The organism is Leclercia sp. LSNIH8, assembly GCF_002920195.1.
GTDB lineage: Bacteria > Pseudomonadota > Gammaproteobacteria > Enterobacterales > Enterobacteriaceae > Enterobacter.
This window is the reverse complement of the sequence record NZ_PQJY01000001.1, coordinates 233,284-258,944: the sequence shown is the minus strand read 5'-3', so window position 1 is coordinate 258,944 and position 25,661 is coordinate 233,284. Positions and strand designations below refer to the sequence as shown.

The window sequence follows — 25,661 nt, the reverse complement described above, 5'->3', positions numbered from 1 at the left end:
GTCTGCTGTTAATGCGCGCGACTGTGGTTATCCTTGCGATACGCCCCAGGCGGCTGGTTAAAGGTGCGGGTAAAGACGCGGGTAAAGGTCTGCTGGGAGTCAAAGCCGTAACGCAGGCAGATATCGTAGACCTTTTCATCCGATTCACGTAGATCCCGCGCCGCCAGCCGCAGCTTACGTTCGCGAATATAGCGCCCCAGACTCTCGCCTTTATACTGCATAAACAGCCGCTGTAAGTGCCATTTGGAGTAGCCCGCATGTCGGGCGATATCCTCGATACGCAACGGCTGATGAAGGTTGTCGTCGATCCACTCGACAATGGTGTCGATAACCTGAGCGGAAATAGTCATGCTGCTCTCCCCCTCTGCTCTTCGATTTAACATTATTCCCACCACGCACGAAATTGTTGCGTGGCATCATCTACCCTGACCGGCTCACCGAGCTCCGGAGTCAGCAGGCGATATTTTTTATCCTTGCTGGCCTGCGTAAGCTGGATCAGTGGGTCGTTCCAGGTGTGTTTTGCCAGCACAAAGCGCCCGGAGTGGCCCGGTACTACCGCGCTGGCATTAAGATCCGCCGCCGCCTGCGCCGTTTCGGCAGGCTGCATGTGGATGTACTTCCAGTCCTGGTCATACTGGCCGTTCTCCATGATCGCCAGATCGACGGCGCCGAAGCGCTCGCCAATGGCGCTAAAGTGCGGGCCATAGCCAGAATCACCGCTGTAGAACACTTTCGTCTCTGGGGTGACAAACATAAAGCTGCCCCACAGCGTCTGGTTGCGCTTGAGCCCGCGCCCGGAGAAGTGGCGCGCCGGCAGGACATGTACGGTGAGATCGTCGCTGATCTGCACCGACTGCTCCCAGTCCCGCTCCTCAATGATCGAGGGCTCCATGCCCCAGTAGCGCAGGTGCGATCCCACCCCGAGCGGCGTGACCACGCGCTTCACTTTGGGCAACAGGGCTTTGATGGTGGCGTAGTCGAGATGATCGTAGTGATCGTGCGAGATAATCAGCAGATCGATATCGGGCATCTCTTCGGCACGCCACGGGTACTCCCCGGCAAAGGCTTTATTGAGAAAAGAGAAAGGTGCGGCATAGTTGCTGAATACCGGATCGATCAGAATGCGTTTGCCTGCCAGCTGCAGATACCACGAGGAGTGGCCAAGCCAGACCAGCGTCTCTTGATCCAAGGGCAGCGTGGCCAGATCGGTTTTCACCAGCGGCAGCGGCTGGGCCGGACGTGCGTTCTCACGCTTCGTCACCAGAAAATCCCACCACGCCGCCAGCATGTTCTTATTGCCGGTAAAGCCGGGTGTCGGCAAGGTGTTATGGAACTGGCCGTCGCGATACTGCGGCGAAGCGGCAAACTCACTCAGCTGCGCGCCCTGTGGCGGCTGGCCGAACCCGGCATTGAGTACAAACGGCAAACTCGCCGCGGATGCAATCATCATCACTACCACCACGCTAACAATAAAACGCTTTTTCATATCCCGACCCGAATTCGCGCCCCATCCGATGGCCTGCGCGGGCAAAACTTGATTATGAGTGAGTAAGCACTCATTATAGAAGTGATGCGAAAGTCGTCAAGACGTTTTAAGATCTTTGACATTCCGCGTTGCAGCCCCACAAAGGGCATGATTCAATCGGGGTTTTTGCACATTACCTGGAGGAAATGCAGTGGCTCGTCCGAAAAGTGAAGATAAAAAACTGGCGTTGCTGGACGCGGCAACCACCGCGTTTGCCCAGTCCGGCATTGCGGCTTCTACCGCGTTAATCGCCCGCAGTGCAGGCGTGGCAGAAGGCACCCTGTTTCGCTATTTCGCTACCAAAGACGACCTGCTTAACGCCCTCAATCTGCACCTGAAACAGGATCTGTGCCAGACCATGCTGGCGAATATGGATCGCGCCCTGACCCAGCCGAAAGAGCATACCCGCAATATCTGGAACAGCTACGTTGACTGGGGGATCCGCAATCCGGTGGCCCACGGCGCCATCCGCCAGCTTGGGGTGAGCGAGAAGATCAATGCCGAAACCGAGCAGGCGGTGCATGAGATGTTCCCGGAGCTGCACGAGCTGTGCCGTCGCCATATCCGCCCGGTGTTTATGTCGGAAGAGTTCCAGCTGTTTGGCGACGCGCTCTTTTTATCCCTGGCGGAAACCACCATGTCCTTCGCTACCCGCGAACCGGCCCGCGCAGCCGAATTTAAGGCGCTGGGTTTTGAGGTGATGTGGCGAGCGCTGGCCGAAGAGGATAGCGATGGACAGTAAAACCCTCGCCGCCTGCGCAAAACAGGTGGCGCTGGAGCTGCCCTTTACCGAACACTGCTGGCCGTTTGGCCCGGATTACGATGTGTTTAAGGTCGGCGGTAAGATTTTTATGCTGATTGGCGTCGCGCGCGGGCGCCTGCACGTAAGCCTGAAGTCCGACCCGCAAAAATCGCTGCTCAACCAGCAGATCTACCGGGGCATTGAGCCTGGCTACCATCTGAATAAAAAGCACTGGATCTCGGTTTATGCGGCGGAGGATATCACCCCTGAGCTGATCGCCGATCTGGTCAATGATTCGTGGCATCTGGTGGTGGATAAGCTGCCGAAAAAAGAGCAAAAACGTCTGCGTCCGGGCCCTTAAGCGCTCGGAATGCCCTTACCTTTGTTCCTTTCCCTTTGTATCATTTTCCCTTTTGCATTAAACCCCAGGAGTCGTTATGGATATCATCTCTGTTGCCTTAAAGCGTCACTCAACAAAGGCCTTTGATCCGAGCAAAAAATTGTCTGCCGACCAGGCGGAACAGATTAAAACTTTGCTGCAGTACAGCCCATCGAGCACCAACTCGCAGCCGTGGCACTTTATCGTCGCCAGCACCGAAGAAGGTAAGGCTCGCGTGGCGAAATCCGCAGCCGGTGGCTTTGTCTTCAACGAACGCAAAATGCTGGATGCCTCTCACGTGGTGGTGTTCTGCGCCAAAACCGCGATGGACGATGCCTGGCTGAACCGCGTGGTGGAACAGGAAGAGGCCGATGGCCGCTTCGCCACCCCGGAAGCGAAAGCTGCCAACCACAAAGGCCGCACCTTCTTCGCCGATATGCACCGTGTCGATCTGAAAGATGACCACCAGTGGATGGCGAAACAGGTATACCTGAACGTCGGCAACTTCCTGCTGGGCGTGGCCGCAATGGGCCTGGACGCCGTGCCAATTGAAGGTTTCGACGCCGCCATCCTCGACGAAGAGTTTGGCCTGAAAGAGAAAGGCTTCACCAGCCTGGTGGTGGTGCCGGTCGGGCATCACAGCGTGGAAGATTTCAACGCCACGCTGCCGAAATCGCGTCTGCCGCTGAACACGATTGTGACTGAGTGCTAATGATTACTGGCACGCTGGGTTCCGGCGTGCCTGTTTTCAATAGAGCGTAATCTGCGGATGCTTAACGCCGCACACCAACGCATAACGCGTTAAGGTATCCAGACTCGCCCGGGTAATATTGGCTTCCATTCGGGAGACGGTTGGCGCGCTGACCCCCATGCGCTCCGCCACCTGAGCACGCGTCAGTCCCGCCTGTTTGCGCCACTGTGCCAGCATCTCCTGTAGCCGCGCCTTACGCTCTTCGGCGTCAAAGGCAGCCTGCACATCTGAATCGCTTAACAGCTCCGCTCTTAACGTATCCCAGTCAATGATCTTCTTGCTCATCCAACATCTCCTGTTGTCTTTTCAGTGCCAGACGGATTTCAGCAGAAGGCGTTTTCTTCGTCTTCTTGATAAATACACGCAACAGATAAATTGTTTTTTCCCGCTGGTAAACATAGATCCCGCGACTATGAATCAGACCGACGGTTCTTATTTCAAACAAACCATGGGGTAATGGCTTGCTGTCGGGCTCCCGAAGTGCCGTTGGGTTAGCACGCAATTTATCAAGCTGACGAATCAGCTTCGCCTGTACGCATGCAGGCAACGAGAGGATCTCTTCTCTGACTGCCTGATGAACGATAAGTCTGAACACGATTTTTCATCCCTGAAGATATTAGCATGTAAGGCAATTTGCATTAAAGGCTAATTTTGCCTTTCGTGATTTACCTTACACCCTTTATCCAGGTCAGACCGGAGTGACTTCTATTCCCTGAAAGCCCCTCGCAGAAATTATTTCTGTGCAGCCAGCCACGCCATTGCCCTCTCTCCCGCCTCATCCACCGGCAGATAGACCAGCAGCCGCGAGCCGTTGCGCGGGGCGGAGTACCAGTACATCTGCTGGAGATGAAAATCACCCAGTTCGGGATGGGTAAAGAGCTTGAGCTGGTTTTCCACGCCGCGCACGTCGTTGCGCTGGTGCCACAGGGTTTCAAACTCTTCAGATACCGCAAAGAAGCGTGCCAGTTTGGCCTCCCACTGCGGGTCGCCCCGGTGCTCGGCCATCGCCGCGCGAAAATAGGAGACAAAAATCGGCAACACGTCATCCCGCTTGCCCAGCCGGGCGCGCCACGCGGGGTGAGTGAGGAAGAGATAGATACAGTTGCGATCTTCCGGCGGAATGGCGTTAAAGTCGACGCCCATCAGATGGCCGAAGCTGTCATTCCACGCCACGATATCGAAATTCGGTTTCTGGATGCTGGCGGGTTTTGGCATCAGGGTATCGAGCAGACGGCGGGTGCCTTCGCTGATCCCCTCGCAGCAGACCGCCTGCGGCGCTTCGCCCGGCGGCAGGCCAGCCAGCAGAAAGAGGTGGCGGGCTTCGGTCGGGGTACATTGCAGCGCTTTCGCCACCCCCGCCATCACCGCGCTGGACGGGTTTACATTCCTGCCCTGCTCGAGCCAGGTGTACCAGGTGACGCCCACATCCGCCAGCATGGCCACCTCTTCACGCCGCAGACCCGGCGTGCGGCGGCGACCGCTGCGCGGCAGGCCAAGACGCTGCGGGTCGAGGCTTTCGCGTCGGGCGCGTAAAAAGGCGCCCAGCTGTTTACGGGTGTCATCCTGAAGTGCGGTGACCGGTTCAGACATCAGCGCCATAGTGCCCCCTGCATGGTAGTGCCAGTACCAGTATAAGCAAGAACTGGTACCCGTTTATCAGATGGTTGATGCTACGACCATCTGATGAATGACGCAATGGAGTCACCATGAATAGGTCAGTTGTTTCACCGGGCCGGGCAGGCCTGATATTGCTGTTAACCGGCCAGATGCTGCCGCTGATCGATACCTCGATCACCAACGTGGCGCTGGATTCCATCACCCACTCGCTGCACGCCACCGCCACCGAGCTGGAGCTGATTGTGGCGCTCTACGGGGTGGCCTTCGCCGTCTGTCTGGCGCTCGGCAGCAAGCTGGGAGATAACCTCGGGCGCCGCCGTCTGTTTATGTGGGGCGTGGCGAGCTTTGGCCTGGCCTCACTGCTGTGCGGCGTGGCAGGCAATATTGAGCAACTGCTGGCCGCACGCATCGTGCAGGGCGCGGGGGCTGCGCTGATCATGCCGCAGATCCTCGCCACCCTGCATGTGACGCTGAAAGGCACCGCTCACGCCAAAGCCATCAGTCTGTTTGGCGGCATCGGCGGGATTGCCTTTATCGTCGGGCAGATGGGCGGCGGCTGGCTGGTGTCGGCGGATATCGCCGGGCTGGGCTGGCGCAACGCCTTCTTTATCAACGTGCCGATCTGCCTGCTGGTGCTGGCCCTGAGCCGTCGTTTTGTTCCGGAAACCCGTCGCGATACGCCGTCGCGCATCGACTGGCCGGGCACCGCGCTGCTGGCCGCGATCCTCTGCTGCCTGCTGTTCCCGATGGCGCTGGGGCCGCAGTGGCACTGGTCCTGGCCGCTGAAGGCGATGCTTCTCGCTATTATTCCGCTGGGCTGGTTGATGGTGCTGAACGCGCGTAAAAAAGAGCGTGAAGGCGCCCATCCACTGATCCCACCGCGTCTGATGCAGCTCGGCAGCATTCGCTTTGGCGTGCTGATTGCGCTGCTCTTTTTCAGCGTCTGGTCCGGGTTTATGTTCTGCATGGCGCTGACCATGCAGACCGGGCTGGGGATGGCGCCATGGCAGTCCGGCAACAGTTTTATCGCCCTGGGCGTAACCTATTTTGTCTCGGCGTGGTTTGCCCCGCGCCTGATTGCCCGCTACAGCACCAGCACCATTCTGCTTACCGGCCTGGCAATTCAGATAACCGGCCTGCTGGCGCTCATCGCCACCTTCCGCATCTGGGGGCTGGAAAACACCGCCCTGACCCTCGCCCCGGCCACCGGGCTGGTGGGCTACGGCCAGGCGCTGATTGTGAACAGTTTCTACCGCATCGGCATGCGCGATATTCAGCCCGATGACGCCGGGGCCGCCAGCGCCATTCTCAGTACCCTGCAACAGGCGGCGCTCGGCCTGGGGCCTGCGATATTTGGCGCGATTTTGCTCCACGCCCTGCAAAACCATCAAGGGGATTACGCGGAGGCGATTAACCTCTTCCTGGCGGTAGAAACGGGCATGATGGTGGTGCTGGCGCTGGCGACCCTGCGGCTGCGCCATCGTCTTAGCCTGCCGGTCACGAAAGCCTGCCACGCGTCCCGGTAAGCCCCTGGGTTTGCATAATCGATCCGCAGCCGCCATTATGGCGGCTGCTTTAATACAGGAGATGTTATGCAGGAGTTTATTTCCCTGGTCGAAGAGTCAGGAATTGAAATTAATCACACCACTTCCCTCGTGATTATCTTTGGAATTATTTTTCTTACTGCACTGATTATTCACTTTATTCTGCACAAAGTGGTATTGCGGGCCTTCGAGAAACGCGCCCGGGCCAGCAGCCATTTATGGCTGCAAATCATCACCCAGAATAAATTATTTCACCGTCTGGCCTTTACCCTGCAGGGGATCATCGTCAACGTGCAGGCGGTATTGTGGCTGCAAAAAGGCAGCGACGCGGCAGAGATATTAACCACCTGCGCGAAGCTGTGGGTGATGATTTACGCCCTGCTGGCGTTCTTCTCGCTGCTGGACGTGATATTCAACCTGTCGCAAAAAATGGCCACCGCCTCCCAGCTGCCGCTGAAAGGCATCTTCCAGGGGATCAAGCTGGTGAGCGCCATTCTGGTGGGGATCCTGATTATCTCCCTGCTGATTGGTCAGTCCCCGGCCATTCTGATTAGCGGCCTCGGCGCAATGGCGGCGGTGCTGATGCTGGTGTTTAAAGATCCCATTCTCGGGCTGGTGGCGGGCATTCAGCTCTCGGCCAACGATATGCTCAAGCTCGGCGACTGGCTGGAGATGCCGAAATATGGCGCGAACGGCACGGTAACCGATATTGGCCTGACCACCGTCAAGGTGCGTAATTTTGATAACACCATTACAACCATCCCGACCTGGGCGCTGGTTTCCGACGCTTTTATCAACTGGAGCGGGATGTCAGCTTCCGGCGGACGACGGATTAAGCGCAGCCTGAATATTGATACCACCAGCATCCATTTCCTCGACGAACAGGAACAGCAGCGGCTGATTCAGGCGAAGCTGCTCAAGCCCTATATGGCCACGCGCCATGAGGAAATCACCCTGTGGAATCAGCAAAACGGGGAAGGTGAATCAGTGCTGAACCTGCGCAAAATGACCAATATTGGTACCTTCCGCGCCTATCTGAATGAATATCTGCGCAACCATCCGCGTATTCGCCAGGATATGACGTTAATGGTGCGCCAGTTAGCGCCGGACGCCAACGGCCTGCCGATTGAAATCTATGCGTTTACCAACACCGTCATCTGGGCAGAATATGAGGCGATTCAGGCCGATATTTTCGACCATATTTTTGCGGTGATCGATGAATTTGGCCTGCGTATTCACCAGTCGCCGACCGGAAACGATATTCGCTCCCTGGCCGGCGTGCTGGCAAAATAACTCAGGTGCTGGCGCGGGAAATAAAGCGCCAGTTCATCATCACCCGCTCCGTGGGCGCATCGGGGTTGTCGATTTTGTTCAGCAGCAAATCGACCGCCTTGCGCCCGATATCCCGCGATGGCTGTTCAATGGTGGTCAGCGAGACCATCTCCGACAGCTCGGTGCCATCGAAACCCACCACCGCGATATCTTCCGGCACGCGCAGCCCGGCCTTTTCGATAGCACGTAACGCTCCCGCGGCCAGGGTATCGGAGACCGCAAATACCGCATCCGGGCGCGGCTCTGTTGCCAGCAGTTTGCTCATCGCCGTCATTCCGGCCGCCGCGCTCAGATCGCTCGCATACTCTACCGCCTGATACGCCAGGTCGCGCAGATGCAGCACGCTTTTATAGCCCCGCTCGCGCAGGCGGGCATATTTGTAGCTCAGGTCGTGGTTGATAAGCGCAATCCGCTGTCGCCCGCCGTCAGCCAGGCGGCTGACCACATGCTGGGAGGCGTCCACATCATTGATCCCCACACAGGAGACCGCCCCCGCATCGGCGTATTCGGCGCACTGTACCCAGGGGGCATCGCCGATGAGTGCCGCCAGTTCGGGGAGGCGGGTGAAGGCATCCATGGTGATAATGCCGTCGACCATTTTGCCGGAGAGCAGGCTGAGCCCCGAGCGGGAGCGTTCAATATCGGAGCCGGAGTTGCACAGCAGAATGCGGTAGCCGTTTTTCTCCGCCTGCTCCTCAATGCCCTTCACCACCTCGGCGCAGAACGGGTTGGCAATGTTGGAGACCATCACCAGCACCATATAGCTACGCGCCGTGCGCAGCTGGCGGGCCAGAAGATTGGGCTGATAGTTCGCCTCTTTAATCGCCTGCAAGACGCGATCGCGGTTTTTGGCTTTGACGGTATCGCTGTTATTCAGCACGCGCGATACCGTCGCCACCGAGACGCCCGCCAGTTGGGCGATTTTCTGAATTGACATAGCGACGAGTGATCCTGCAGTTTGCGTTTGCAGCAGGCTACCATAAATGGGCTGCCCGGCGCACCGGGCAACGTGTTACTGCGCGACAGCGACCCAGCGCTGCTGCTGATGGCTTTTAACTATCGCATCAATGATATACATGACGCTCGCCCCATCATGGAAGGTAGCGAACACCGGCTTCTCCGGCATCCTGCCCGCCTGTACCGCCTGATAAAAGTGCGCCATCATATTTTTAAAGGCGTCCGGCCAGCCTTCGATATGGCCGCCCGGGAAGTGGGCGCTGTTCGCCACATCCCGGTTCATCAGGCCCGGATCGTCCGTCAGCGTCTGATTGGCCTGCGCCCGATGGCCTACCCAGAGCTGCTGCGGCACCTCCTGATCCCAGGCCACGGAACAAACGCTGCCGTTCACCTCAAGGCTGAGGCGGTTTTTGCGTCCGGCGCTCACCTGCGAGACGGTAAAGCTGCCCTTACTGCCATCGTCGAAGCGGAACAGCACCGAGCCGAAATCCTCGGTGGTGACGGGTTTGTCTTCATATACCGCATCGCCCGCCTGGCTGAAGGTCGGAGTACCGGCGACGTTCGCCTTGCGGGTCGGCCAGACGATAGCGAGGTCGGCCATCACTTCGGTGATGCGCAGCCCGGTCAGGAACTGAATGGTGTCGCACCAGTGGGAACCGATATCGGCCACCGCCCGCGATGCGCCCCCGAGCGCCGCATCGACCCGCCAGTTGTAGTCGGTTTCCAGCAGCATCCAGTCCTGCAGATAGCTGCCGTGGGCGGCAAAGAGCCGTCCGAGGGAGCCCTGCGCCACCATGCTCGCCGCCTGGCGCACCATCGCAAACTGACGGTAGACAAAGCTCACGCCGTGTATCACCCCCGCCTGTTCCGCCAGCGTGACCAGCTCCCGGGCCTCTTCTGGCGTCATGCACAGCGGCTTTTCAGAGAAAACATGTTTACCGGCACGCAGGATCTGGCGGTTGATCGCCGCATGCAGATGGTTAGGGGTGCAGTTGTGCACTACGTGCAGCTCCGGGTGCGCCAGCAGTGCCTCCACGCTGTCGTAAGCGCGGGGAATATTCAGCGCCCGGGCTTTCTCTTGCGCCTGTTCCAGCGAGCCATCGCAGAGGGCGACCACCTGCACAAACCCCAGGCGGCGCAGGGCTTCGATATGCGCCGGGCCGATAAAGCCGCTGCCGATAATGCCGACGTTAATCATCACGCTCTCCTGCGGCGAAATCATCAAATGCCCGATCGGATACCGGGATAATGTGGCGGGAGATAAACTCGCGCCCTTCCCGCGCCCCGGTTTCGCCATCTTTCAGGCAGCACTCCCACTCCAGCACCGCCCAGCCGTCGTAGTCGTACTGGGTCAGCTTGCTGAAGATGCCCTTAAAGTCGATCTGCCCGTCCCCCGGCGAACGGAAGCGTCCGGCGCGGTTGATCCAGCTCTGATAGCCGCCATACACCCCGCTGCGCCCGTTGGGACGGAATTCGGCATCCTTAACGTGAAACGCCTTGATGCGGGTGTGGTAGTGATCGATCCAGGTCAGATAATCGATCTGCTGCAACAGCAGGTGGCTTGGGTCGTAAAGCATGTTACAGCGCGGGTGGTTGTCTACCAGCGCCAGAAAACGCTCGAAGGTGACGCCGTCGTGCAGATCTTCTCCGGGATGAATTTCATAGCAGACGTTAACCCCCTGCTCATCGAACGCATCCAGAATGGGTCGCCAGCGGCGGGCCAGTTCGCTGAACGCCTCCGCAAAACGCGTCTCGTTATGTGGCGGCCAGGGATAGATAAACGGCCAGGCCAGCGATCCTGAGAAGGTGGCGTGGGCGGTTAAACCGAGCCGTGCCGAGGCGACCGCCGCCTTTTTCACGGTATCGGTCGCCCAGGCCTGGCGGGCGCTGGCGTTACCGCGCACCGCCGGAGGAGCGAAGTTATCGAACGCCTCGTCGTAGACCGGATTGACCGCGATAAGCTGCCCCTCCAGATGGGTGGAGAGCTCGCTAATGACCAGCCCTTTTTCCGCCAGCCTGCCGCTTATCTCGTCGCAGTAGGTCTGGCTTTCTGCCGCCTGCTCGACGTCAAAAATCGCTTTATGGTTGCAGGGCATTTGCAGCGCTTTGTAGCCCTTTTCCGCCGCCCAACCGGCCAGCCCGTCGAGGGTGTTGAACGGGGGTTGTGCCCCGATAAACTGCGACAGAAAAATACCCGGGCCTTTAATCGTCCTCATACCACCTCCAGAAATTACGCCTTGTCATCGTCATATTTGAACGAGACAAGGAAAACGAGTGCAATCACGGCAGCAGCTACCGCCGGGATCCACCAGAATGTTACCCACGCCTGTGGCACGGCCTGCCCCGCGACCAGGCGGTTGTAGAGCGCGCCGGAAATTTGCGAGCCCAGCAGCATGCCGATACCGTAAGTGAACATCACGATCATGCTCTGCGCCTGGCCTTTGACCTTTTCGCCCGCCACGCGGTCGGTATAGATAAAGCCCACCACAAAGAAGAAGTCATAGCAGACGCCATGCAGCAGGATGCCGAGATAGAGCAGAATGCGCCCCTCTTCACTTACCCCCAGGGCAAACATCGCGTAGCGGACAAACCACGCCAGCATGCCGATCAGCAGCATGTATTTAACACCCAGACGGCGGAACAGCAGCGGGATCACCAGCATAAAGAAGATTTCGGACATCTGGCCGAAGGACATGGCGGTACTGACATCCGCGATCCCGGCATCCGCCAGGTAAGAGGCGGTATAAGCGTAGTAGGTGCCGAGCGGGACGGAGATCAGCATCGCGCACAGGCAGAAGATAAAGAAGTGACGGGTTTTCAGCAGGGCGAAAGCGTCGGCGCAGAAGAGATCGCGCACCTTCACTGGCATCCCTTTGGCCGGGGCAGGCGTGTGCGGCAGCGTCAGGCTGTAGAGTGCCAGCAGGACGGAGCTGGCCGCCGCCACGTGGAAGATGGTGATGCTTGCGGCCACGCCGGTAACGCCGATAAAGATCCCCGCCACAATCCAGCCGATGGTGCCAAACACGCGGACCACCGGGAAGGTCTTGTCGACGTTCGCCAGGCTGTGGAAAGCGATGTTATTGGTCAGCGCCAGGGTTGGCATGTAGCAAAGCGTGTAGCCAAACAGCAGGCCGATTAGCAGCGCGCCGTTCTCCGCGATCAGCGCCCCCGGCACGAACCACAGGATCGCCGCCCCGGCCAGGTGCATCACCGCCATCACCTTCTGCGAGGCGAAGAAGCGGTCCACCAGCATCCCGAGCACAAACGGCGATAAAATAGAGGCGATCGGCCCGGCAGAGAAGGCATCGCCAATCAGCAGTGACATGTTGTGCTGGGTCATCACCAGACCGAGCGTTACCGACCAGCTACCCCAGATAAAAAATTGCAGGAACATCATTAGGGAGAGGCGCGGTACCAGCAGCCGGTACTCCCCTGTCACCTTTCCACTACTTTCAGTTGTCGACACCATGATAAGCCCCACCCTTAAAAAGTAATCGATTACAAACCGCATCAAATAAAAAGTAATCGATTACAAAATAAAGATCCTGGGGATCGGTTAAGAAGTGCGAGAGGGGTCACGATAAAGGTGAAGTGGGGTGCGCGGGGGTGCCGGGTGGCGGCTTCGCTTACCCGGCCTACAGCATCGTAGGCCCGGCAAGCGCAGCGCCGCCGGGCAGAAACCGCACTACTTTTTGCGGGAGAGTTTAAACGCCGCAAACAGGAAGACAATCCACACCGGGAGCAGGATCGCCGAGGTGCGCATGCCGTCCATGGTGCACATCAGCACCAGGATCATCGCCAGGAAGGCGATACAGAGATAGTTACCCGCCGGGTAGAGCAGCGCTTTGAACTGCGTCTCGCGCCCTTTGCGACGCATCGCTGCGCGAAAACGCAGGTGGGCCAGACAGATCATGATCCAGTTCAGCAGCAGCGTTGCCACCACCAGCGCCATCAGCAGGCCAAAGGCTTCGTGCGGCAGCAGGTAGTTGATCAGCACCACCAGCGAGGTAATGCCTCCGGAGAGCAGCAGCGAATTGACCGGCACGCCGCGACGGCTGACGCGGGTCAGGAACTTCGGCGCGTTGCCCTGCACGGAGAGACCAAAGAGCATCCGGCTGTTGGAGTAGACGCCGCTGTTATAGACCGACAGCGAGGCCACCAGAATCACGAAGTTAAGCGCCGATGCCACCAGGTTGCTGATCAGATCGTGGAAAATCATCACGAACGGGCTGCTGTCGGACTTCACTTCCACCCACGGGTAGAGCGCCAGCAGGACGACCAGCGAGCCGATATAGAACAGCAGAATACGGTAGACCACCTGGTTGACCGCTTTCGGGATGCTCTTGTGCGGATCGCGGGCTTCGGCGGCGGTAATGCCGATAAGCTCCAGTCCGCCAAAGGAGAACATGATCACCGCCAGCGACAGCACCAGCCCTTTCCAGCCGGTGGCGAGGAAGCCGCCGTGCTGCCACAGGTTGTCGATAGTTGCCCGCTCGCCGCCGTGTCCGGAGAAGAGCATCCACAGGCCAAAACCGATCATGCCGATAATTGCCAGCACCTTGATCAGGGCAAACCAGAACTCCGTCTCGCCATACAGGCGCACGTTCACCAGGTTGACGGCGTTAATGATGATGAAGAACGCTGCGGCCCAGACCCAGGTGGGTACGTCCGGGAGCCAGTACTGCATATAGATGCCCGCGGCGGTCAGCTCCGCCATGCCCACCAGCACGAACATCACCCAGTAGTTCCAGCCCGACAGGAAGCCCGCAAAAGGGCCCCAGTATTTGTAGGCGAAATGGGCAAAGGAGCCGGAGACCGGCTCTTCAACCACCATCTCACCGAGCTGGCGCATGATCAGAAAGGCGATCATGCCCGCAATGGCATAGCCCAGCAGCACGGCGGGGCCGGCCATCTGAATGGCGGGCCCGATGCCGAGGAACAGTCCGGTGCCGATAGCGCCACCGAGAGCGATAAGTTGAATATGTCGATTTTGTAAACCACGATGGAGCGTCGGTGTCTGTTCCGACGCGGCTTCAGCAGTACTTTTGTCTGAAGCGGATGAGGCGTTTCTCACGGCCTGGCCCTGTCTCTTTTTGAGGAAGGGGCACCTTTTAACACTTCAGGCAGACAGGAGCAAGTTAAACGCCGGGCAACGGCTGCTGCCCGGCGGGAGGGGATCACGAACCGATGATACCGCCGTCCGCTTTGGTGATGACGACCGTTGACGCGCGAGGACGTCCGTTCGGGTTGTTGTCCGGCCAGTTGGAGACGGCGCGCGGGTTTGCCGGGTCGGTAATGTCGTCCCCACCCTCACCCGGATGCTGAATATTGATAAACAGCGTGCGATTGTCCGGGGTGAAGGCGATACCGGTAATTTCGCAGCCGCGCGGGCCCGTCAGGAAGCGGCGATACTCGTTGGTGCCCGGAATGGTCGCCACCATCTGGTTATTGCCCATCCCCTCGTAGGCTTTCTTGTTAATGGTGCTGGAGGAGACGTCAGTCTGGATCCAGAGCACGCCCTGATGGTCGAACGACAGGCCGTCCGGGCTGCCGAATTCGGCCCCCTTCATGCTGCCCTTCGCCTTTTCATCCGTCGTGTCCGTGCGTCCGGCCAGCACCAGAATATCCCATTTGAAGCGCAGGGCCGCAGGATCGTTCCCCTCTTCGAGCCAGTGCATGATGTGGCCGAAGGTGTTATTGGCCCGCGGGTTGGCCGCATCCACCGGCGCTTTGCCCTCTTTACCGCGATCGCTGTTGTTGGTCAGGGTGCAGTAGACGCTGCCGCTGCTGTGGGGATCGACCGCGATCCACTCAGGGCGATCCATTTTGGTCGCGCCCACCGCATCCGCCGCCAGACGGGTTTTGATCAGCAGATCGCCCTGGCTTTCGAAGCCCTTGCTCTTATCAAGCCCGTTCTGGCCGAAGACCAGCGGCAGCCACTCGCCGGAGCCGTCGTCGTTGAAGCGGGCGACGTAGAGCGTGCCGGTGGTCAGCAGCTGCATGTTGGCATCGCGATCCGCCGGGTTATATTTATTGTCGGAGACAAATTTGTAGATGTACTCAAACTTCTGGTCGTCGCCCATGTAGGTGACCACGCGCTTATCGGCGGCCAGAGTGACAGCGGCGCCTTCATGCTTGAAGCGCCCTAACGCGGTGTGCTTGCGCGGCGTGGAGTCCGGATTATAGGGGTCGATCTCAACCACCCAGCCAAAGCGGTTGGGCTCGTTAGGGGTTTTATCCACGTTGAAGCGGTCGTCCACTTCGCTCCAGCGGTAGGACTCATCGCTGTCGCTGATGCCGTAGCGCTTCTCCAGCGCGTTCCGCTCGCCTTTCTTAACAAAAATATCTGACCAGTTCTCTTCGCAGGTGAGATAAGTCCCCCACGGGGTGTGGCCGTTGGCGCAGTTCTGCATGGTGCCGAGCACCCGCTCGCCCTGCGGATCGGCGGCGGTTTTCATTAAATCCTGCTGACGCGCCGGGCCGGTGATCTGCATCGGGGTGTTGACCGTGATGCGGCGGGCGAAGCTGGAGGGGCGAACCACTTCCCAGTCACTGCCGTTCTTTTTCACTTCGATAACCGACACGCCCATCGCGTTTTGGCCTTTACGCGCTTTGTCCAGGCTCCAGTTGGCGGTGCCGTCGGTAAAGAGCATCCCGTTGTCGATATACTCATGGTTCATCGCCAGCAGGCCGTGGCCGGGGTTCTCCTCCCCCTGCGGTAGGCTGAACCACGCCATACCGTCATGGTGCATGCCCGCCTGGGCCGCCTGCTCGTCGGTGGTGTTGCTGGCGTCAAATTTGAATGCCGGCATGGCGCCTTTGATGCCGGTGGCATCGCCCCAGCGGTAGAAAGGCTGGGCAATATAGCCCTCGGGCACCCTGACCGTGTCGTCGGTGGAGACCGGAATGCTGGTAAAGCCGAGCGAAACCGCCTTGCTCAGGGCGGAAGGCTGTGAAACCGCCGCAAGGGCGCTTTCAGGCTTGAGCAGGAACGGGAAAGAGGCGGCGGCACCGGCTACGGCGCCCATCTGCAGGAAGCGACGGCGGGAGAGAAACATCTCCGCCACGCTGGAAAATACCGGGTTAGCGCTGGGATTGCTGACATCGTCACGATGTTCTTTTTTGAATACGGACTTAAGAGGTTTACCCACGATGGCTTCCTTTCTTTTGGCTAAGAAACGATAAAGTGGGAACACTATAAGAACAATTGATTACATTTTTATAACAGTCGGACGATGGGGCATCCCTGCCCCGATAACAAGGAACGAACTCAGAACTCGTAGCCGACAGAAACCTTAAAGGTGCGCGGCTCACCCTGGAAGAGGTAGGTGCCGCTGTCATCCACGCTTGCCCAGTAGTTCTCATCGGTGACGTTTTCGATCCCGGCGCGAACGGTCATCTGGTTCTGGTCATTGTTCACCGCGAAGCGGTAACGCACACCCAGATCCAGCGTGGTGTAGCTATCCAGCTTCTTGCTGTTGGCGAGATCCGCATACTGCGAGCCAGAGTGGTTCACCCGGGCGGTGGCGGTCAGGCCATCGACGGGTTTGATGTCATACTCGGCCCCCAGCACGCCGTAGAAGTTCGGCACGCCAATCGCGTCGTTGCCCTGGTTAACGCCGTTGTTGGTTTTGGTCAGCTCCGCCTGCAGCCAGGTGGCGCTGGCGTTCAGACGCAGGCCCAGCATCGGCTCGCCAAAGATGTTCAGCTCCACACCGCGGTTACGCTGTTCGGCATCCAGACCGTAGTATTTGGTCTGGCTGTCGAGAATGGCGGACGGCATTTTGATCTCAAACAGCGCCAGCGAGCCGCCCACGCGACCGAAATCGGCCTTCACCCCCACTTCGTTCTGTTTCGAGTGGACGATACCGGTGCTCTGACCGTAGTTGATGGCGGTGTTTGGCGCGGTTTTACCCGGCTGCAACGCCTCGGTGTGGTTAGCATAGAGTGACACCGTCTCCCACGGCTTGTAGACCACACCGTAGGTAGGCATCCAGCGGTCGCCATCGAAGCTGTCAGCCGCATTTTCCGCCCCGGTGATTTTGTTATAGCCGCGGATCACCACCTTCTGATGACGGGCGCCGACGGTAAACAGCAGTTTATCGTCCAGCACGCCGAGGGTGTCGCTCAGCAACCAGCCCTGAGTGCGGGTGCGGCCGCTGGTCAGCGGATCGCTATAGTTGCCGCCTGAGCCGTTGAAGTTGGTGCTCGGCGGCGCATCCACGCCGGTGTTGTGGTAGATGTTGGTGACCGGGTTATCTTTCGCGGCCGACATCTTCCACGCAATTTTCTCGTTTTTGGTCATCGCCGAGTAGCCGACGTTCACCTTGTGCGAGACAAAGCCGGTATCGAAGTTACCGCGAATGCCCGCCATGCCGCTCACGCTGTCGCTGAGGCGGTTGGTATCCAGACGGGACGCGGTGGCTTTGCCGCTCTTGTCCACCAGCTTCGCGCCGCTGTAGAGCCCCTCTTCATGGGCGTGCTGGGCACCGAGACCGGTATAGGCGGTCCAGTTATCGGTGATGTCATACTCGCTGCGCCACATGCCGAATTCGTTTTCGATATTGCTGTAGGCCCATTTCTGGGAGTAGTTGCGATCGTTTTTCGGCGGCTCCGGTACAAAATCCACGGCGGAGACGTTGACCCCGGTTTCTGAGCCGTGGAAGGTTTTCTTCTGATAACCCAGATCCACGGAACTGCGGAAGTTATCGCCCGCATAGTCCAGACCGGTGGAGAGCAGCGTGGTGCGACGGCGGTCGTTGGCGACCGGCGCTTCCCCTTCCCGGTGAACCACGTTGACGCGGGCGCCAAACTGGTCGTTGTCACCGAAGCGACGTCCGGCATCCAGGGTGGTGCCAATCTGGGAATCCGAGGTGTAGTCCACGCCCACTTTCGCCTGCGGCGTGGCGCCTGCATGTTTCGGCTCAAGGTTGATCATCCCGCCCACGCCGGAGCTGGCCGCGCCGTTCATCAGGGAGTTGGCGCCTTTGAAGATCTCAATGCGCTCCACCATCTGCGCGTCCACCACCTGACGCGGCAGCACCCCGGAGAGTCCACCGAAGGTCATATCATCCCCGTCGAACTTCAGGCCGCGAATGCGATAGCTCTCCGCGCTGTTGCCATAGCCCTGCACGGACTGGACGCCCGCATCGTTAGCCACCACGTCGGCTATGGTGCGCGCCTGCTGATCTTCCACCAGCTTCGAGGTGTAACTGATGATGTTAAACGGCACGTCCATGGCATTTTGCTGCCCGAGCATCCCCATGCGCCCGCCGTTTGCCACCTGTCCGTCCAGGAAGGCTGGCACCAGCTGGTCGCCGCCGGGTTTAAAATCGCTGGCAGCGGCCTGCACCACGAGGGTCTCTTCTTTTTTGTTCTCCGCCGCGACGGCGGAATGGGCGATGGTGCCGATGGCGAGGGCCAGCAGCGTTTTATTCATTTTTCTGGTGTGGTTCATGATTAACTCTTTCAACGTGCGCGCAAAATGGCCCGTTGCCGGGCCTTGATTGTTATAAAAAAAGACTATTTCAGGGCGATACGTACCACGCTGTCCGGCCCGTTGGTGGAGTGATCTTTGTTGAACGGCTGTTTAACGGTGACGTACAGGGTCTGACCATCCGCCGACAGCAGCAGGCTGTTCGGGTTTGGCGGCAGATCCCAGCTCTGCTTCACTGCATAGGTGGTGGCATCCAGGCTCAGCAGCTTGCCGCTTTCGCGCTGGGTGATGTACAGCTCGTTGCGTTTAGCATTGAACTTCACCGCCAGCGAGTCGCCCACGTCGAGCTGTTTGATGAGTTCTCCGCTGCGGATATCCAGCACCAGCGTGGTTTTGGCTTTGGAGTTGTCGGTGACAAACAGGCGACCGGTGGCGGGATCCTCCGCCAGGTTGAGCAGCAGCGCCGGTTTATCGCCAAGCGGCTTCCAGCGTTTTTCGATGCGGTTGCTGCGGGGGTCAATAATCAGAATTTCGCCGCCGCCGTTGGCCACGTAGAGACGCCCGGTTTGTTCAGACCACAACAGGCCGGTCACCCACTGCCCGGCGTTTTTGATGGTTTTTTTCAGCGTCAGGGTCTTCGCATCCACCACCCACATGACCGCTGGATCGCCCACTCCGCCGATATAGAGTAGGTCGTTATGCAGCAGCACCTGACGCGCGCCGTACGGATAGCCCTCTTTATTGCGCTCGGTAAACAGCAGACGTTTTTTAACTTTGCCGTCTTCAGTGCTGATGGCGCTGATCCCGCCGTCCAGCGAGTTAGTGGCATAGACCGTTTTGCCGTCCGGGGAGATAGCGAGCGCGAAGTTTTTCAGATCGGTATGGCTGCGACCGGTGGTTTTGAGGGTCGCCGGATCGAGCTTGTAGACCACCCCGCCCTGCACATCCTTGAAACCCTCCGAGCTGGCAACATACAGCGCATCCTCTTTCGGGCTCAGGACCATTTCGTACAGGCCGTCAGCCAGATCGCGTTTTACGAGGTTGGTCTGCGCCGGGGCAGCAGGTTTCGGGATATCAGCAGCAGGTTGGGTTGTGGCAGTGTGCTGTGCAGCACAGCCGCTGAGAGAGACAGCCACCAGCAGCGCCAGGGTAGAAAATTTCTTTGACATCAGGAGCATCCTTTACCGTACAAATCGAATTTGCGGTGGACGTCTGCGTCGCATAAGTGTTGCGATTATGGTTGTGATATCGGAGCTTACGCCCCGTGCAGAGTCACCATTAACACTCAGTGTTCCATGTGAGATCTGCGCTCACTGCTCTTGCGGAAAAGTTTCTGTGCACCCGCAAACACTAAAGAGAATGAGAACTATACTCATTATCTTTATATGATCAAGTGTAAACAGGGGCAACAAAGTAAAAAGGGAGATGAGCGCGGGTTACTCTTTGCGGGCCTGCAACACAAAGGGGGAGTGCTGTTCGTCAACCGGCATGCTTTTCAACACCGCAGGCTGGGCGCCAGACAGCTCCGTCATCCCCAGCGCCGAAAAGACGCCGCTGTTGATGACCTCATCCGAAAACGGCACATTGCCGTTTTCCTGACGAATAATCGCCTTACTGAGGGCGCGTAATATGTTAGGCGAGGTCACATCCAGCCGGGTGGTGGGCGAGACGCCGAGCGCCTGGCTGACATTCTGGATATAGGCGGTGGTATCGTTGTTATCCTGCGGTGGCGCCCAGCGGGAGATAATTTTGCTGATGGTATCCAGCCCGCGTCGCTGGTAGGAGAGCAGGTTGACCCCCAGCGCGCGTATCCCGTGTTCGGGGGTGGCAAAGGTGGCGAAACGCCCGTCAGTGCCATTCTGCCCCAGCCAGCTAAATGCCCAGCTGGCTTCCAGATTGCCGGGGTTGTTATTGCGAATCCCGCGAACGCCTGCGCCTGGCGCCCTCCAGGCGGGACCGGAGCGGCTGTTTTTGTACTCAGACAGGCGGTTCATCAGCGCGATTTGCTTCTCACTCCAGCCCTGGATACGGGCGTACTGATCCAGCTGACCAAACGAGGCGGGCGTTGCGGCAACGGAGGTCTGGCGGGTATCAGCGGAATTGAGCGTCGGGATAGCAGGCTGCGAAACGATCGGTTGCGATGCGTGGGATACCTGCTGAAAAGAGGCCGGGACGCTGGTCTGTGACGCCCCTGAAGATGCGGTCTGAGCCGATAGCGTCGCCACTTGCTGCGTGTTCATGCTCTGCTGCTGGACATAGTAATGCGCAATACCGGACATCATTTCCTCTGAATACTCACCCGTTATCTGTTCGGGCGTTGCCGGGTTCGCGTCGCTTGCCCGGCCTGGGCACGACATGAATTATTTTTTGTTGAGCATCGATTTCAGATCGGCAAACGGGTTGTAGGTGGCTGTTCCCACATCCTTTTGCGCATCCTCACCCGCCACCACGGTGGTTCCGTACATGTCGGCTTCGGTGTACTTCGAATGCTCGTGGTCGTGGCAGAACAGGCACAGCAGCTCCCAGTTACTGCCATCCTCCGGGTTATTGGTGTGGTCATGATCGATATGGTGAACCGTCAGTTCACGCAGGTTTGAATAGACAAACTCCCGCGAGCAGCGTCCGCATACCCAGGGATAGATTTTGAGGGCTTTCTCACGGTAGCCGCTTTCCAGCCGCGCGTAGTTTTTGGGGATCAGAGCCATTGCCGGTGTTACCTGTCAGAAGGTGAGACGAGAATGCCGCTACTATATCGCAGAATGGAACCGAAGGTTAAACGAGGTTTCGCGCGATTTTGTAAACCGTTTTCTGGTCATTCGCCGCGGTTTCTTCAGCCAGCCCCTCGCGTATGCGTACAGCAGCCCCCGAAAGATTGGGTCACTTTTAGGAAAGCAGATTTAAGAGGGGAGTGGATACAGAATATTAGCTATTCGTGAGTAGGTTAAATATTGTGTGTGAAGCTGATGCTTAGTGGTGGGATTTTAGGGGCAGGAAACATACACGGCAATTTACCCGGCGTGATTTATTGGTGAGGTGGGAGATTTGTCGTAACTTATTGATTTTGAATGGCACGCCCTAAAGGATTCGAACCTTTGACCTACGGCTTAGAAGGCCGTTGCTCTATCCAACTGAGCTAAGGGCGCACAGAGAAGAAACTTCGCAGTGGTGAAGCGCGTGGAATTATACGGTCAACTCCGGTTGAGTCAATTGATTTTAGTACAATCCTCTTTCAGTTCATACCCATGCCCCTCCTTAGCGCCGCTTAACAGGAAAATCCGCAAAGTGTGACTGACAGCAGCGCGCGCTTCTGACAAAATATGCTCATCCCCCCTTTCACTCCTTACAGACGGAATCTTCTCTCTGATGGCAGCAAAGATTATTGACGGTAAAACGATTGCGCAGCAGGTGCGCTCTGAGGTTGCGGAAAAAGTGGCAGCACGTCTGGCCGCAGGAAAACGCGCCCCTGGGCTGGCGGTTGTGCTAGTCGGCAGCAACCCGGCTTCACAAATTTATGTCGGCAGCAAACGCAAAGCGTGCGAAGAGGTCGGCTTTCTCTCCCGCTCCTACGATCTGCCGGAAACTACCTCGGAAGCAGAGCTGCTTGAGCTGATCGATACCCTGAACGCCGATAAAGCAATCGACGGCATTCTGGTTCAGCTGCCGCTGCCTGCGGGCATTGATAACGTGAAAGTACTGGAACGTATCGCGCCAGACAAAGATGTGGACGGCTTCCACCCGTACAACGTGGGCCGCCTGTGCCAGCGCGCGCCTCGCCTGCGTCCCTGTACGCCGCGCGGCATTGTGACCCTGCTGGAGCGTTATAACATCGACACCTACGGCCTGAACGCCGTGGTGATTGGCGCGTCCAATATCGTCGGTCGCCCGATGAGCATGGAGCTGCTGCTGGCTGGCTGCACCACCACTGTGACCCACCGCTTTACTAAAAACCTGCGCCAGCACGTCGAAAATGCTGACCTGCTGATCGTGGCGGTCGGCAAGCCGGGCTTTATCCCGGGCGAGTGGATCAAGGAAGGCGCCATTGTGGTGGACGTGGGGATTAACCGTCTGGAGAGCGGCAAAGTGGTCGGCGACGTGGTGTTTGACGATGCCGCCGCCCGTGCCTCTTATATCACCCCGGTTCCGGGCGGCGTAGGTCCGATGACCGTTGCAACACTGATTCAGAATACTTTACAAGCATGCGTTGAGTATCACGACGTAGAGGAAGCGTAAGATGGCGACATTTTCATTAGGTAAACACCCGCATGTTGAGCTGTGCGATCTGCTGAAGCTCGAAGGCTGGAGCGAGAGCGGTGCCCAGGCGAAGATCGTCATTGCTGACGGTCTGGTCAAAGTTGATGGCGTGGTGGAAACCCGCAAGCGCTGCAAGATCGTGGCCGGACAGACCGTCAGTTTTGAAGGCCAGAGCGTGACTGTAACGGCCTGAGCCGTCTGATGCCCGGCGGCGCTGCGCTTGCCGGGCCTACGTACGGGCTCTGTCTGTAGGCCGGGTAAGGCGCCAGCCGCCACCCGGCAATTCTCTTCACTATTCCCCCACGACCATCACGGTTAATTATCGATCAACTTCAAATAATCACTATTTCATCTGTTAAAAGGTGAGAATTCAGTTGCGCGGATTTCACCCTTTCATCACGATAAGTAGAACGTTCTACTAAAACGTTCTACTCACTATAACAGCGCTCACAGAGTGCACTCGGGGGAAATCAGCATGAGTCTGATATCAGGGTTTGTTAAATCGCTGTCGAAACTGTCGATGATTGGTCGCGCATTAATGCTGCCGATCTCGCTGCTTCCCGCTGCGGGCCTGCTGCTGGCTTTCGGCGATAAATTCCACCTGCCGTTGATGATGAACGCGGGCGGCGTCATTTTTGATAACCTGCCGATGCTGTTTGCCATCGGCTCTGCCGTCGGCCTGGCGTCAGAATCGGGTATCGCCGCGCTGTCGGCAGCGGTGGCGGTGTTTGTCACTAACATCACCATTGGCACCGTGCTCGGCATTACGCCGGAGATGGCCTCCCAGGGCGGCAAGTACGCCATGGTGGTGGGCATCCCGACCCTGCAGATGGGCGTCTTTGGCGGCCTGCTGTGCGGGATCCTCGCCGCGTGGTGCTATAACCGCTTCCACACCATGCAGCTGCCGGAGTTCCTCGGCTTCTTCTCCGGAAAGCGTTTTGTGGCGATCGCCACGGCGTTCCTCTCATTTGTGATGGGGCTCCTGCTGCCGTACGTCTGGCAGCATATCCAGGCCGGTATCGACGCGCTGTCGGTGATCGTTAACGGTGATAACCAGGCGGCCTCGACCTTTATCTTTGGTCTGGTGGAGCGTGCGCTGATCCCGCTGGGTCTGCACCATATCTGGTATCCGTCGTTCTGGTACTCGTTCGGGGATTACACCACCCAGGCGGGCCAGGTGATCCACGGCGACCAGACCATCTGGTTCAAGATGCTGGAAGAAGGGGTGAAATCCTTCAGCAGCGATACCTACCAGAACGCCGGTAAATTCATGCAGGGCGAGTTCCCGCTGATGCTGTTCGCACTGCCTGCGGCCTGTCTGGCGATGTACCACGAAGCGCACACCAAAAACAAAAAGATTGCCGCCGGTATTCTCTTCTCTGCGGCGCTAACCTGCTTTCTGACCGGGATCACCGAGCCGGTGGAGTTCACCTTTATCTTCGTGACGCCGATCCTCTACGTCTTTAACGCCATCATGGCGGGCCTGGCCTACATGACCATGTACCTGCTGCATGCGCATATCGCCAAGTCCTTCTCTGCGGGCTTTATCGACTACCTGTCGTTCGGGATCCTGCCGTCGTTCAACGGCTACCAGACCAACTTCCTCAACGCCATTATCATCGGTGTCCCGATGGCGCTGATTTACTACTTCACCTTCCGCTTTGTGATCCGTCGTTTCGACGTGAAAACGCCGGGCCGCACTGAAGTGACGGCCAATGCGGACGATAAAACCGATACCGAAATCGCTAACGAAATCATCGGCCTGCTGGGCGGCGCGCAGAACATCAACTCTGTCGGCTCCTGCATCACCCGCCTGCGTCTGGAAGTGGCGAAGAGCGATGTGGTGGACAAAGACGGTCTGAACGGCCTCGGCGCACGCGGCGTGGTCTTCGTCGGTGACTCCGGCATTCAGGTTATCTTTGGCGCCCGGGCGCAGTTTATCGTCCAGACGATGTCCACCCTAATCGGTAAATAATAAGCTGCCTGTCCGACACGTCTCCTGTACTCTTACGGGAGGCGTTGTCTTATCAGGCATTTCAGGGAGAAGATGTGAAGAAGGTCAGCATCATTGATGTCGCCAGAGAGGCAGGGGTTTCGGTCTCTACCGTCTCGCTGGTTCTGCGTCAGAAAGGAAAGATCTCAGAGGCGACGATCGAAAAAGTCCACGCCGCCATCACCGCCCTGGGCTACGTGCATAACGTGGCCGCCGCCAATCTTCGCGCCAACACCTCCAACCTTATCGGCCTGATCCTGCGCGATTTCAGCGACAGCTTTTCCATCAAGGTGATGGCAAGCATCGTCCAGGAGCTGGAAAAGCAGGGGTATATGGTCTTTCTCGGCCAGCCGCTGAACGACGGTGAGCATCTTGAGCGCTGCCTGCTCTCCTTTAAGCAGCAGGGCGTCGCCGGGGTGATCTACCTCTCCTCCAGCGCCCGGCAGGCCACCCTGCCCGCACTGATCCGCCAGTGCCCGCTGCCGCTGGTGGCGGTCTCCCAGTCGCTGCTCAACGAAACCTGCAATCTGGTAATGCGCGATAACCGCCAGGCGGCGCATCTGGCGACCCGCTATCTCATTGAGCGGGGCCATCGCAATATCGCCTATATCGGTGGCCGGGAAGGCGACTTAATCCGCGAGCAGCGGTTGCTCGGTTTTCGCAGCGCGATGACGCAAAACGGGCTGGTGTTCCGCGATGAATTCGCCCCCGTCTGCAGCGACGATACTCAGGCGGTGAGTTTCGCCACCCGTCAGTTACTGGAGAAGAACAACACTATCACCGCCCTGCTCTGCCACTCCCCGGATGCGATGATCGGCTCCATCTCCGGCATTCATCATGTCGGGCGCACCGTGGGGAAAGATGTCTTTCTTACCCAGCAGGTGGCGCTGGTGGGGTTTGAGGATATGCTGCACGTTAACCTCACCTCCCCGTCCTTTACCTATGTCTCATCCGCCAGCGAAGAGACGGGGCGTCAGGCGGCGGGGTTAATGATCCGCCAGCTAAAAGAGCCTGAGCTGCAAACCCAGCGCATTACTCTCTCCGGGCAGCTCGTCGCCCGGGAATCGGCATAATTCAGATTTACGCCCGGCTCTGCGTTAAGCCGCGCTCTGCTATATTTCCATGATTTGCCAT

Annotated in this window: 24 protein-coding genes and 1 tRNA gene; 9 read left to right on the top strand and 16 right to left on the bottom strand. The window is 58.3% G+C overall.

Annotated features, from left to right (window positions below):
* Positions 1 to 8: 8 nt before the first annotated feature.
* Together C3406_RS01240 and C3406_RS01235 are read right to left on the bottom strand one after the other, a co-directional pair.
* Entirely contained in the window at positions 9 to 350 is a 342-nt protein-coding gene (locus C3406_RS01240; RefSeq protein WP_103178564.1) for a RamA family antibiotic efflux transcriptional regulator, read from the bottom strand.
* A gap of 32 nt (positions 351 to 382) precedes the next feature.
* On the bottom strand, positions 383 to 1,486 hold the full coding sequence (locus C3406_RS01235) for an MBL fold metallo-hydrolase (RefSeq protein WP_103824117.1): 1,104 nt from the start codon (positions 1,484 to 1,486) through the stop codon (positions 383 to 385).
* 190 nt (positions 1,487 to 1,676) lie between these two features.
* Here C3406_RS01235 and C3406_RS01230 point away from each other — a divergent pair, with 190 nt between their 5' ends.
* The 3 genes from C3406_RS01230 to nfsB all read left to right on the top strand — a co-directional run bounded on the left by C3406_RS01230 (position 1,677) and on the right by nfsB (position 3,358).
* Positions 1,677 to 2,267, top strand: a complete 591-nt coding sequence (locus C3406_RS01230) for a TetR/AcrR family transcriptional regulator (RefSeq protein ID WP_103829355.1) — start codon at positions 1,677 to 1,679, stop codon at positions 2,265 to 2,267.
* Positions 2,257 to 2,628, top strand: coding sequence for an MmcQ/YjbR family DNA-binding protein (locus C3406_RS01225; protein WP_103824115.1), 372 nt, complete (start codon positions 2,257 to 2,259; stop codon positions 2,626 to 2,628). The genes C3406_RS01230 and C3406_RS01225 overlap by 11 nt, the downstream gene beginning before the upstream one ends.
* A gap of 76 nt (positions 2,629 to 2,704) precedes the next feature.
* Entirely contained in the window at positions 2,705 to 3,358 is a 654-nt protein-coding gene (nfsB, locus tag C3406_RS01220) for an oxygen-insensitive NAD(P)H nitroreductase (protein WP_103824114.1), read from the top strand.
* A 36-nt stretch (positions 3,359 to 3,394) separates the two neighbouring features.
* Here nfsB and C3406_RS01215 read toward each other — a convergent pair whose 3' ends face one another.
* The 3 genes from C3406_RS01215 to C3406_RS01205 all read right to left on the bottom strand — a co-directional run bounded on the left by C3406_RS01215 (position 3,395) and on the right by C3406_RS01205 (position 4,996).
* Complete coding sequence (locus C3406_RS01215; protein ID WP_103178559.1) at positions 3,395 to 3,682, bottom strand: helix-turn-helix domain-containing protein; 288 nt, start codon at positions 3,680 to 3,682, stop codon at positions 3,395 to 3,397.
* On the bottom strand, positions 3,663 to 3,992 hold the full coding sequence (locus C3406_RS01210) for a type II toxin-antitoxin system RelE/ParE family toxin (RefSeq protein ID WP_103824113.1): 330 nt from the start codon (positions 3,990 to 3,992) through the stop codon (positions 3,663 to 3,665). Before C3406_RS01210 ends, C3406_RS01215 begins: the two co-directional genes overlap by 20 nt.
* A gap of 137 nt (positions 3,993 to 4,129) precedes the next feature.
* Positions 4,130 to 4,996, bottom strand: a complete 867-nt coding sequence (locus C3406_RS01205; protein ID WP_103824112.1) for a helix-turn-helix transcriptional regulator — start codon at positions 4,994 to 4,996, stop codon at positions 4,130 to 4,132.
* Positions 4,997 to 5,103: 107 nt separating this feature from the next.
* Here C3406_RS01205 and C3406_RS01200 point away from each other — a divergent pair, with 107 nt between their 5' ends.
* Entirely contained in the window at positions 5,104 to 6,540 is a 1,437-nt protein-coding gene (locus C3406_RS01200; RefSeq protein ID WP_103824111.1) for an MFS transporter, read from the top strand.
* A 66-nt stretch (positions 6,541 to 6,606) separates the two neighbouring features.
* Positions 6,607 to 7,851 (top strand): mechanosensitive ion channel family protein, encoded by a 1,245-nt coding sequence (locus tag C3406_RS01195; RefSeq protein WP_103824110.1) that lies wholly within the window; start codon positions 6,607 to 6,609, stop codon positions 7,849 to 7,851.
* Between the two features lies 1 nt (position 7,852).
* Here the strand turns inward: C3406_RS01195 and C3406_RS01190 are convergent, their stop codons facing one another.
* The 11 genes from C3406_RS01190 to C3406_RS01140 form a co-directional block, all read right to left on the bottom strand.
* Positions 7,853 to 8,827 (bottom strand): LacI family DNA-binding transcriptional regulator, encoded by a 975-nt coding sequence (locus C3406_RS01190; RefSeq protein WP_103178554.1) that lies wholly within the window; start codon positions 8,825 to 8,827, stop codon positions 7,853 to 7,855.
* 75 nt (positions 8,828 to 8,902) lie between these two features.
* Positions 8,903 to 10,045, bottom strand: a complete 1,143-nt coding sequence (locus tag C3406_RS01185) for a Gfo/Idh/MocA family protein (RefSeq protein ID WP_103824109.1) — start codon at positions 10,043 to 10,045, stop codon at positions 8,903 to 8,905.
* Positions 10,038 to 11,063 (bottom strand): sugar phosphate isomerase/epimerase family protein, encoded by a 1,026-nt coding sequence (locus C3406_RS01180; RefSeq protein ID WP_103824108.1) that lies wholly within the window; start codon positions 11,061 to 11,063, stop codon positions 10,038 to 10,040. The genes C3406_RS01185 and C3406_RS01180 overlap by 8 nt, the downstream gene beginning before the upstream one ends.
* A 14-nt stretch (positions 11,064 to 11,077) precedes the next feature.
* On the bottom strand, positions 11,078 to 12,316 hold the full coding sequence (locus tag C3406_RS01175) for an MFS transporter (RefSeq protein WP_103181038.1): 1,239 nt from the start codon (positions 12,314 to 12,316) through the stop codon (positions 11,078 to 11,080).
* 216 nt (positions 12,317 to 12,532) lie between these two features.
* The gene (gene pheP / locus C3406_RS01170; protein ID WP_103824107.1) at positions 12,533 to 13,921 is read right to left on the bottom strand and encodes a phenylalanine transporter; all 1,389 of its coding nucleotides are present in this window, start codon (positions 13,919 to 13,921) and stop codon (positions 12,533 to 12,535) included.
* 103 nt (positions 13,922 to 14,024) lie between these two features.
* A complete protein-coding gene (locus C3406_RS01165) occupies positions 14,025 to 15,998 on the bottom strand; it encodes a PhoX family protein (RefSeq protein ID WP_103824106.1) in 1,974 nt (657 codons plus the stop codon).
* A gap of 119 nt (positions 15,999 to 16,117) precedes the next feature.
* Positions 16,118 to 18,304: a TonB-dependent receptor gene (locus C3406_RS01160; RefSeq protein WP_103824105.1), complete on the bottom strand. Its 2,187-nt coding sequence runs from the start codon at positions 18,302 to 18,304 to the stop codon at positions 16,118 to 16,120.
* A gap of 65 nt (positions 18,305 to 18,369) precedes the next feature.
* Complete coding sequence (locus C3406_RS01155) at positions 18,370 to 19,452, bottom strand: YncE family protein (protein ID WP_103824104.1); 1,083 nt, start codon at positions 19,450 to 19,452, stop codon at positions 18,370 to 18,372.
* 267 nt (positions 19,453 to 19,719) lie between these two features.
* Entirely contained in the window at positions 19,720 to 20,523 is an 804-nt protein-coding gene (locus tag C3406_RS26750) for a hypothetical protein (RefSeq protein WP_146052356.1), read from the bottom strand.
* 120 nt (positions 20,524 to 20,643) lie between these two features.
* Positions 20,644 to 20,988: an HNH nuclease YajD gene (yajD, locus tag C3406_RS01145; RefSeq protein WP_103824102.1), complete on the bottom strand. Its 345-nt coding sequence runs from the start codon at positions 20,986 to 20,988 to the stop codon at positions 20,644 to 20,646.
* 361 nt (positions 20,989 to 21,349) lie between these two features.
* A tRNA-Arg gene (locus tag C3406_RS01140) sits at positions 21,350 to 21,426 on the bottom strand.
* 220 nt (positions 21,427 to 21,646) lie between these two features.
* Here C3406_RS01140 and folD point away from each other — a divergent pair.
* The 4 genes from folD to malI all read left to right on the top strand — a co-directional run bounded on the left by folD (position 21,647) and on the right by malI (position 25,600).
* Positions 21,647 to 22,513 carry a bifunctional methylenetetrahydrofolate dehydrogenase/methenyltetrahydrofolate cyclohydrolase FolD gene (folD, locus tag C3406_RS01135; RefSeq protein WP_103824101.1) on the top strand — a complete coding sequence of 289 codons (867 nt, stop codon included), beginning with the start codon at positions 21,647 to 21,649 and terminating at the stop codon, positions 22,511 to 22,513.
* 1 nt (position 22,514) lies between these two features.
* Entirely contained in the window at positions 22,515 to 22,727 is a 213-nt protein-coding gene (ybcJ, locus tag C3406_RS01130; RefSeq protein WP_023334767.1) for a ribosome-associated protein YbcJ, read from the top strand.
* Between the two features lie 282 nt (positions 22,728 to 23,009).
* Positions 23,010 to 24,509 carry a PTS transporter subunit EIIC gene (locus C3406_RS01125; protein ID WP_103826473.1) on the top strand — a complete coding sequence of 500 codons (1,500 nt, stop codon included), beginning with the start codon at positions 23,010 to 23,012 and terminating at the stop codon, positions 24,507 to 24,509.
* Between the two features lie 74 nt (positions 24,510 to 24,583).
* A complete protein-coding gene (gene malI / locus C3406_RS01120) occupies positions 24,584 to 25,600 on the top strand; it encodes a Mal regulon transcriptional regulator MalI (protein WP_103824099.1) in 1,017 nt (338 codons plus the stop codon).
* The last annotated feature ends 61 nt before the right edge of the window (positions 25,601 to 25,661 follow it).

Coding starts and splice junctions, on each gene's coding strand:
- C3406_RS01240 (WP_103178564.1), bottom strand. CDS start 350: ATGACTATTTCCGCTCAGGTTATCGACACCATTGTCGAGTGGATCGAC.
- C3406_RS01235 (WP_103824117.1), bottom strand. CDS start 1,486: ATGAAAAAGCGTTTTATTGTTAGCGTGGTGGTAGTGATGATGATTGCA.
- C3406_RS01225 (WP_103824115.1), top strand. CDS start 2,257: ATGGACAGTAAAACCCTCGCCGCCTGCGCAAAACAGGTGGCGCTGGAG.
- nfsB (WP_103824114.1), top strand. CDS start 2,705: ATGGATATCATCTCTGTTGCCTTAAAGCGTCACTCAACAAAGGCCTTT.
- C3406_RS01215 (WP_103178559.1), bottom strand. CDS start 3,682: ATGAGCAAGAAGATCATTGACTGGGATACGTTAAGAGCGGAGCTGTTA.
- C3406_RS01205 (WP_103824112.1), bottom strand. CDS start 4,996: ATGGCGCTGATGTCTGAACCGGTCACCGCACTTCAGGATGACACCCGT.
- C3406_RS01200 (WP_103824111.1), top strand. CDS start 5,104: ATGAATAGGTCAGTTGTTTCACCGGGCCGGGCAGGCCTGATATTGCTG.
- C3406_RS01195 (WP_103824110.1), top strand. CDS start 6,607: ATGCAGGAGTTTATTTCCCTGGTCGAAGAGTCAGGAATTGAAATTAAT.
- C3406_RS01190 (WP_103178554.1), bottom strand. CDS start 8,827: ATGTCAATTCAGAAAATCGCCCAACTGGCGGGCGTCTCGGTGGCGACG.
- C3406_RS01185 (WP_103824109.1), bottom strand. CDS start 10,045: ATGATTAACGTCGGCATTATCGGCAGCGGCTTTATCGGCCCGGCGCAT.
- C3406_RS01180 (WP_103824108.1), bottom strand. CDS start 11,063: ATGAGGACGATTAAAGGCCCGGGTATTTTTCTGTCGCAGTTTATCGGG.
- C3406_RS01175 (WP_103181038.1), bottom strand. CDS start 12,316: ATGGTGTCGACAACTGAAAGTAGTGGAAAGGTGACAGGGGAGTACCGG.
- C3406_RS01160 (WP_103824105.1), bottom strand. CDS start 18,304: ATGAACCACACCAGAAAAATGAATAAAACGCTGCTGGCCCTCGCCATC.
- C3406_RS01155 (WP_103824104.1), bottom strand. CDS start 19,452: ATGTCAAAGAAATTTTCTACCCTGGCGCTGCTGGTGGCTGTCTCTCTC.
- C3406_RS26750 (WP_146052356.1), bottom strand. CDS start 20,523: ATGAACACGCAGCAAGTGGCGACGCTATCGGCTCAGACCGCATCTTCA.
- yajD (WP_103824102.1), bottom strand. CDS start 20,988: ATGGCTCTGATCCCCAAAAACTACGCGCGGCTGGAAAGCGGCTACCGT.
- folD (WP_103824101.1), top strand. CDS start 21,647: ATGGCAGCAAAGATTATTGACGGTAAAACGATTGCGCAGCAGGTGCGC.
- ybcJ (WP_023334767.1), top strand. CDS start 22,515: ATGGCGACATTTTCATTAGGTAAACACCCGCATGTTGAGCTGTGCGAT.
- C3406_RS01125 (WP_103826473.1), top strand. CDS start 23,010: ATGAGTCTGATATCAGGGTTTGTTAAATCGCTGTCGAAACTGTCGATG.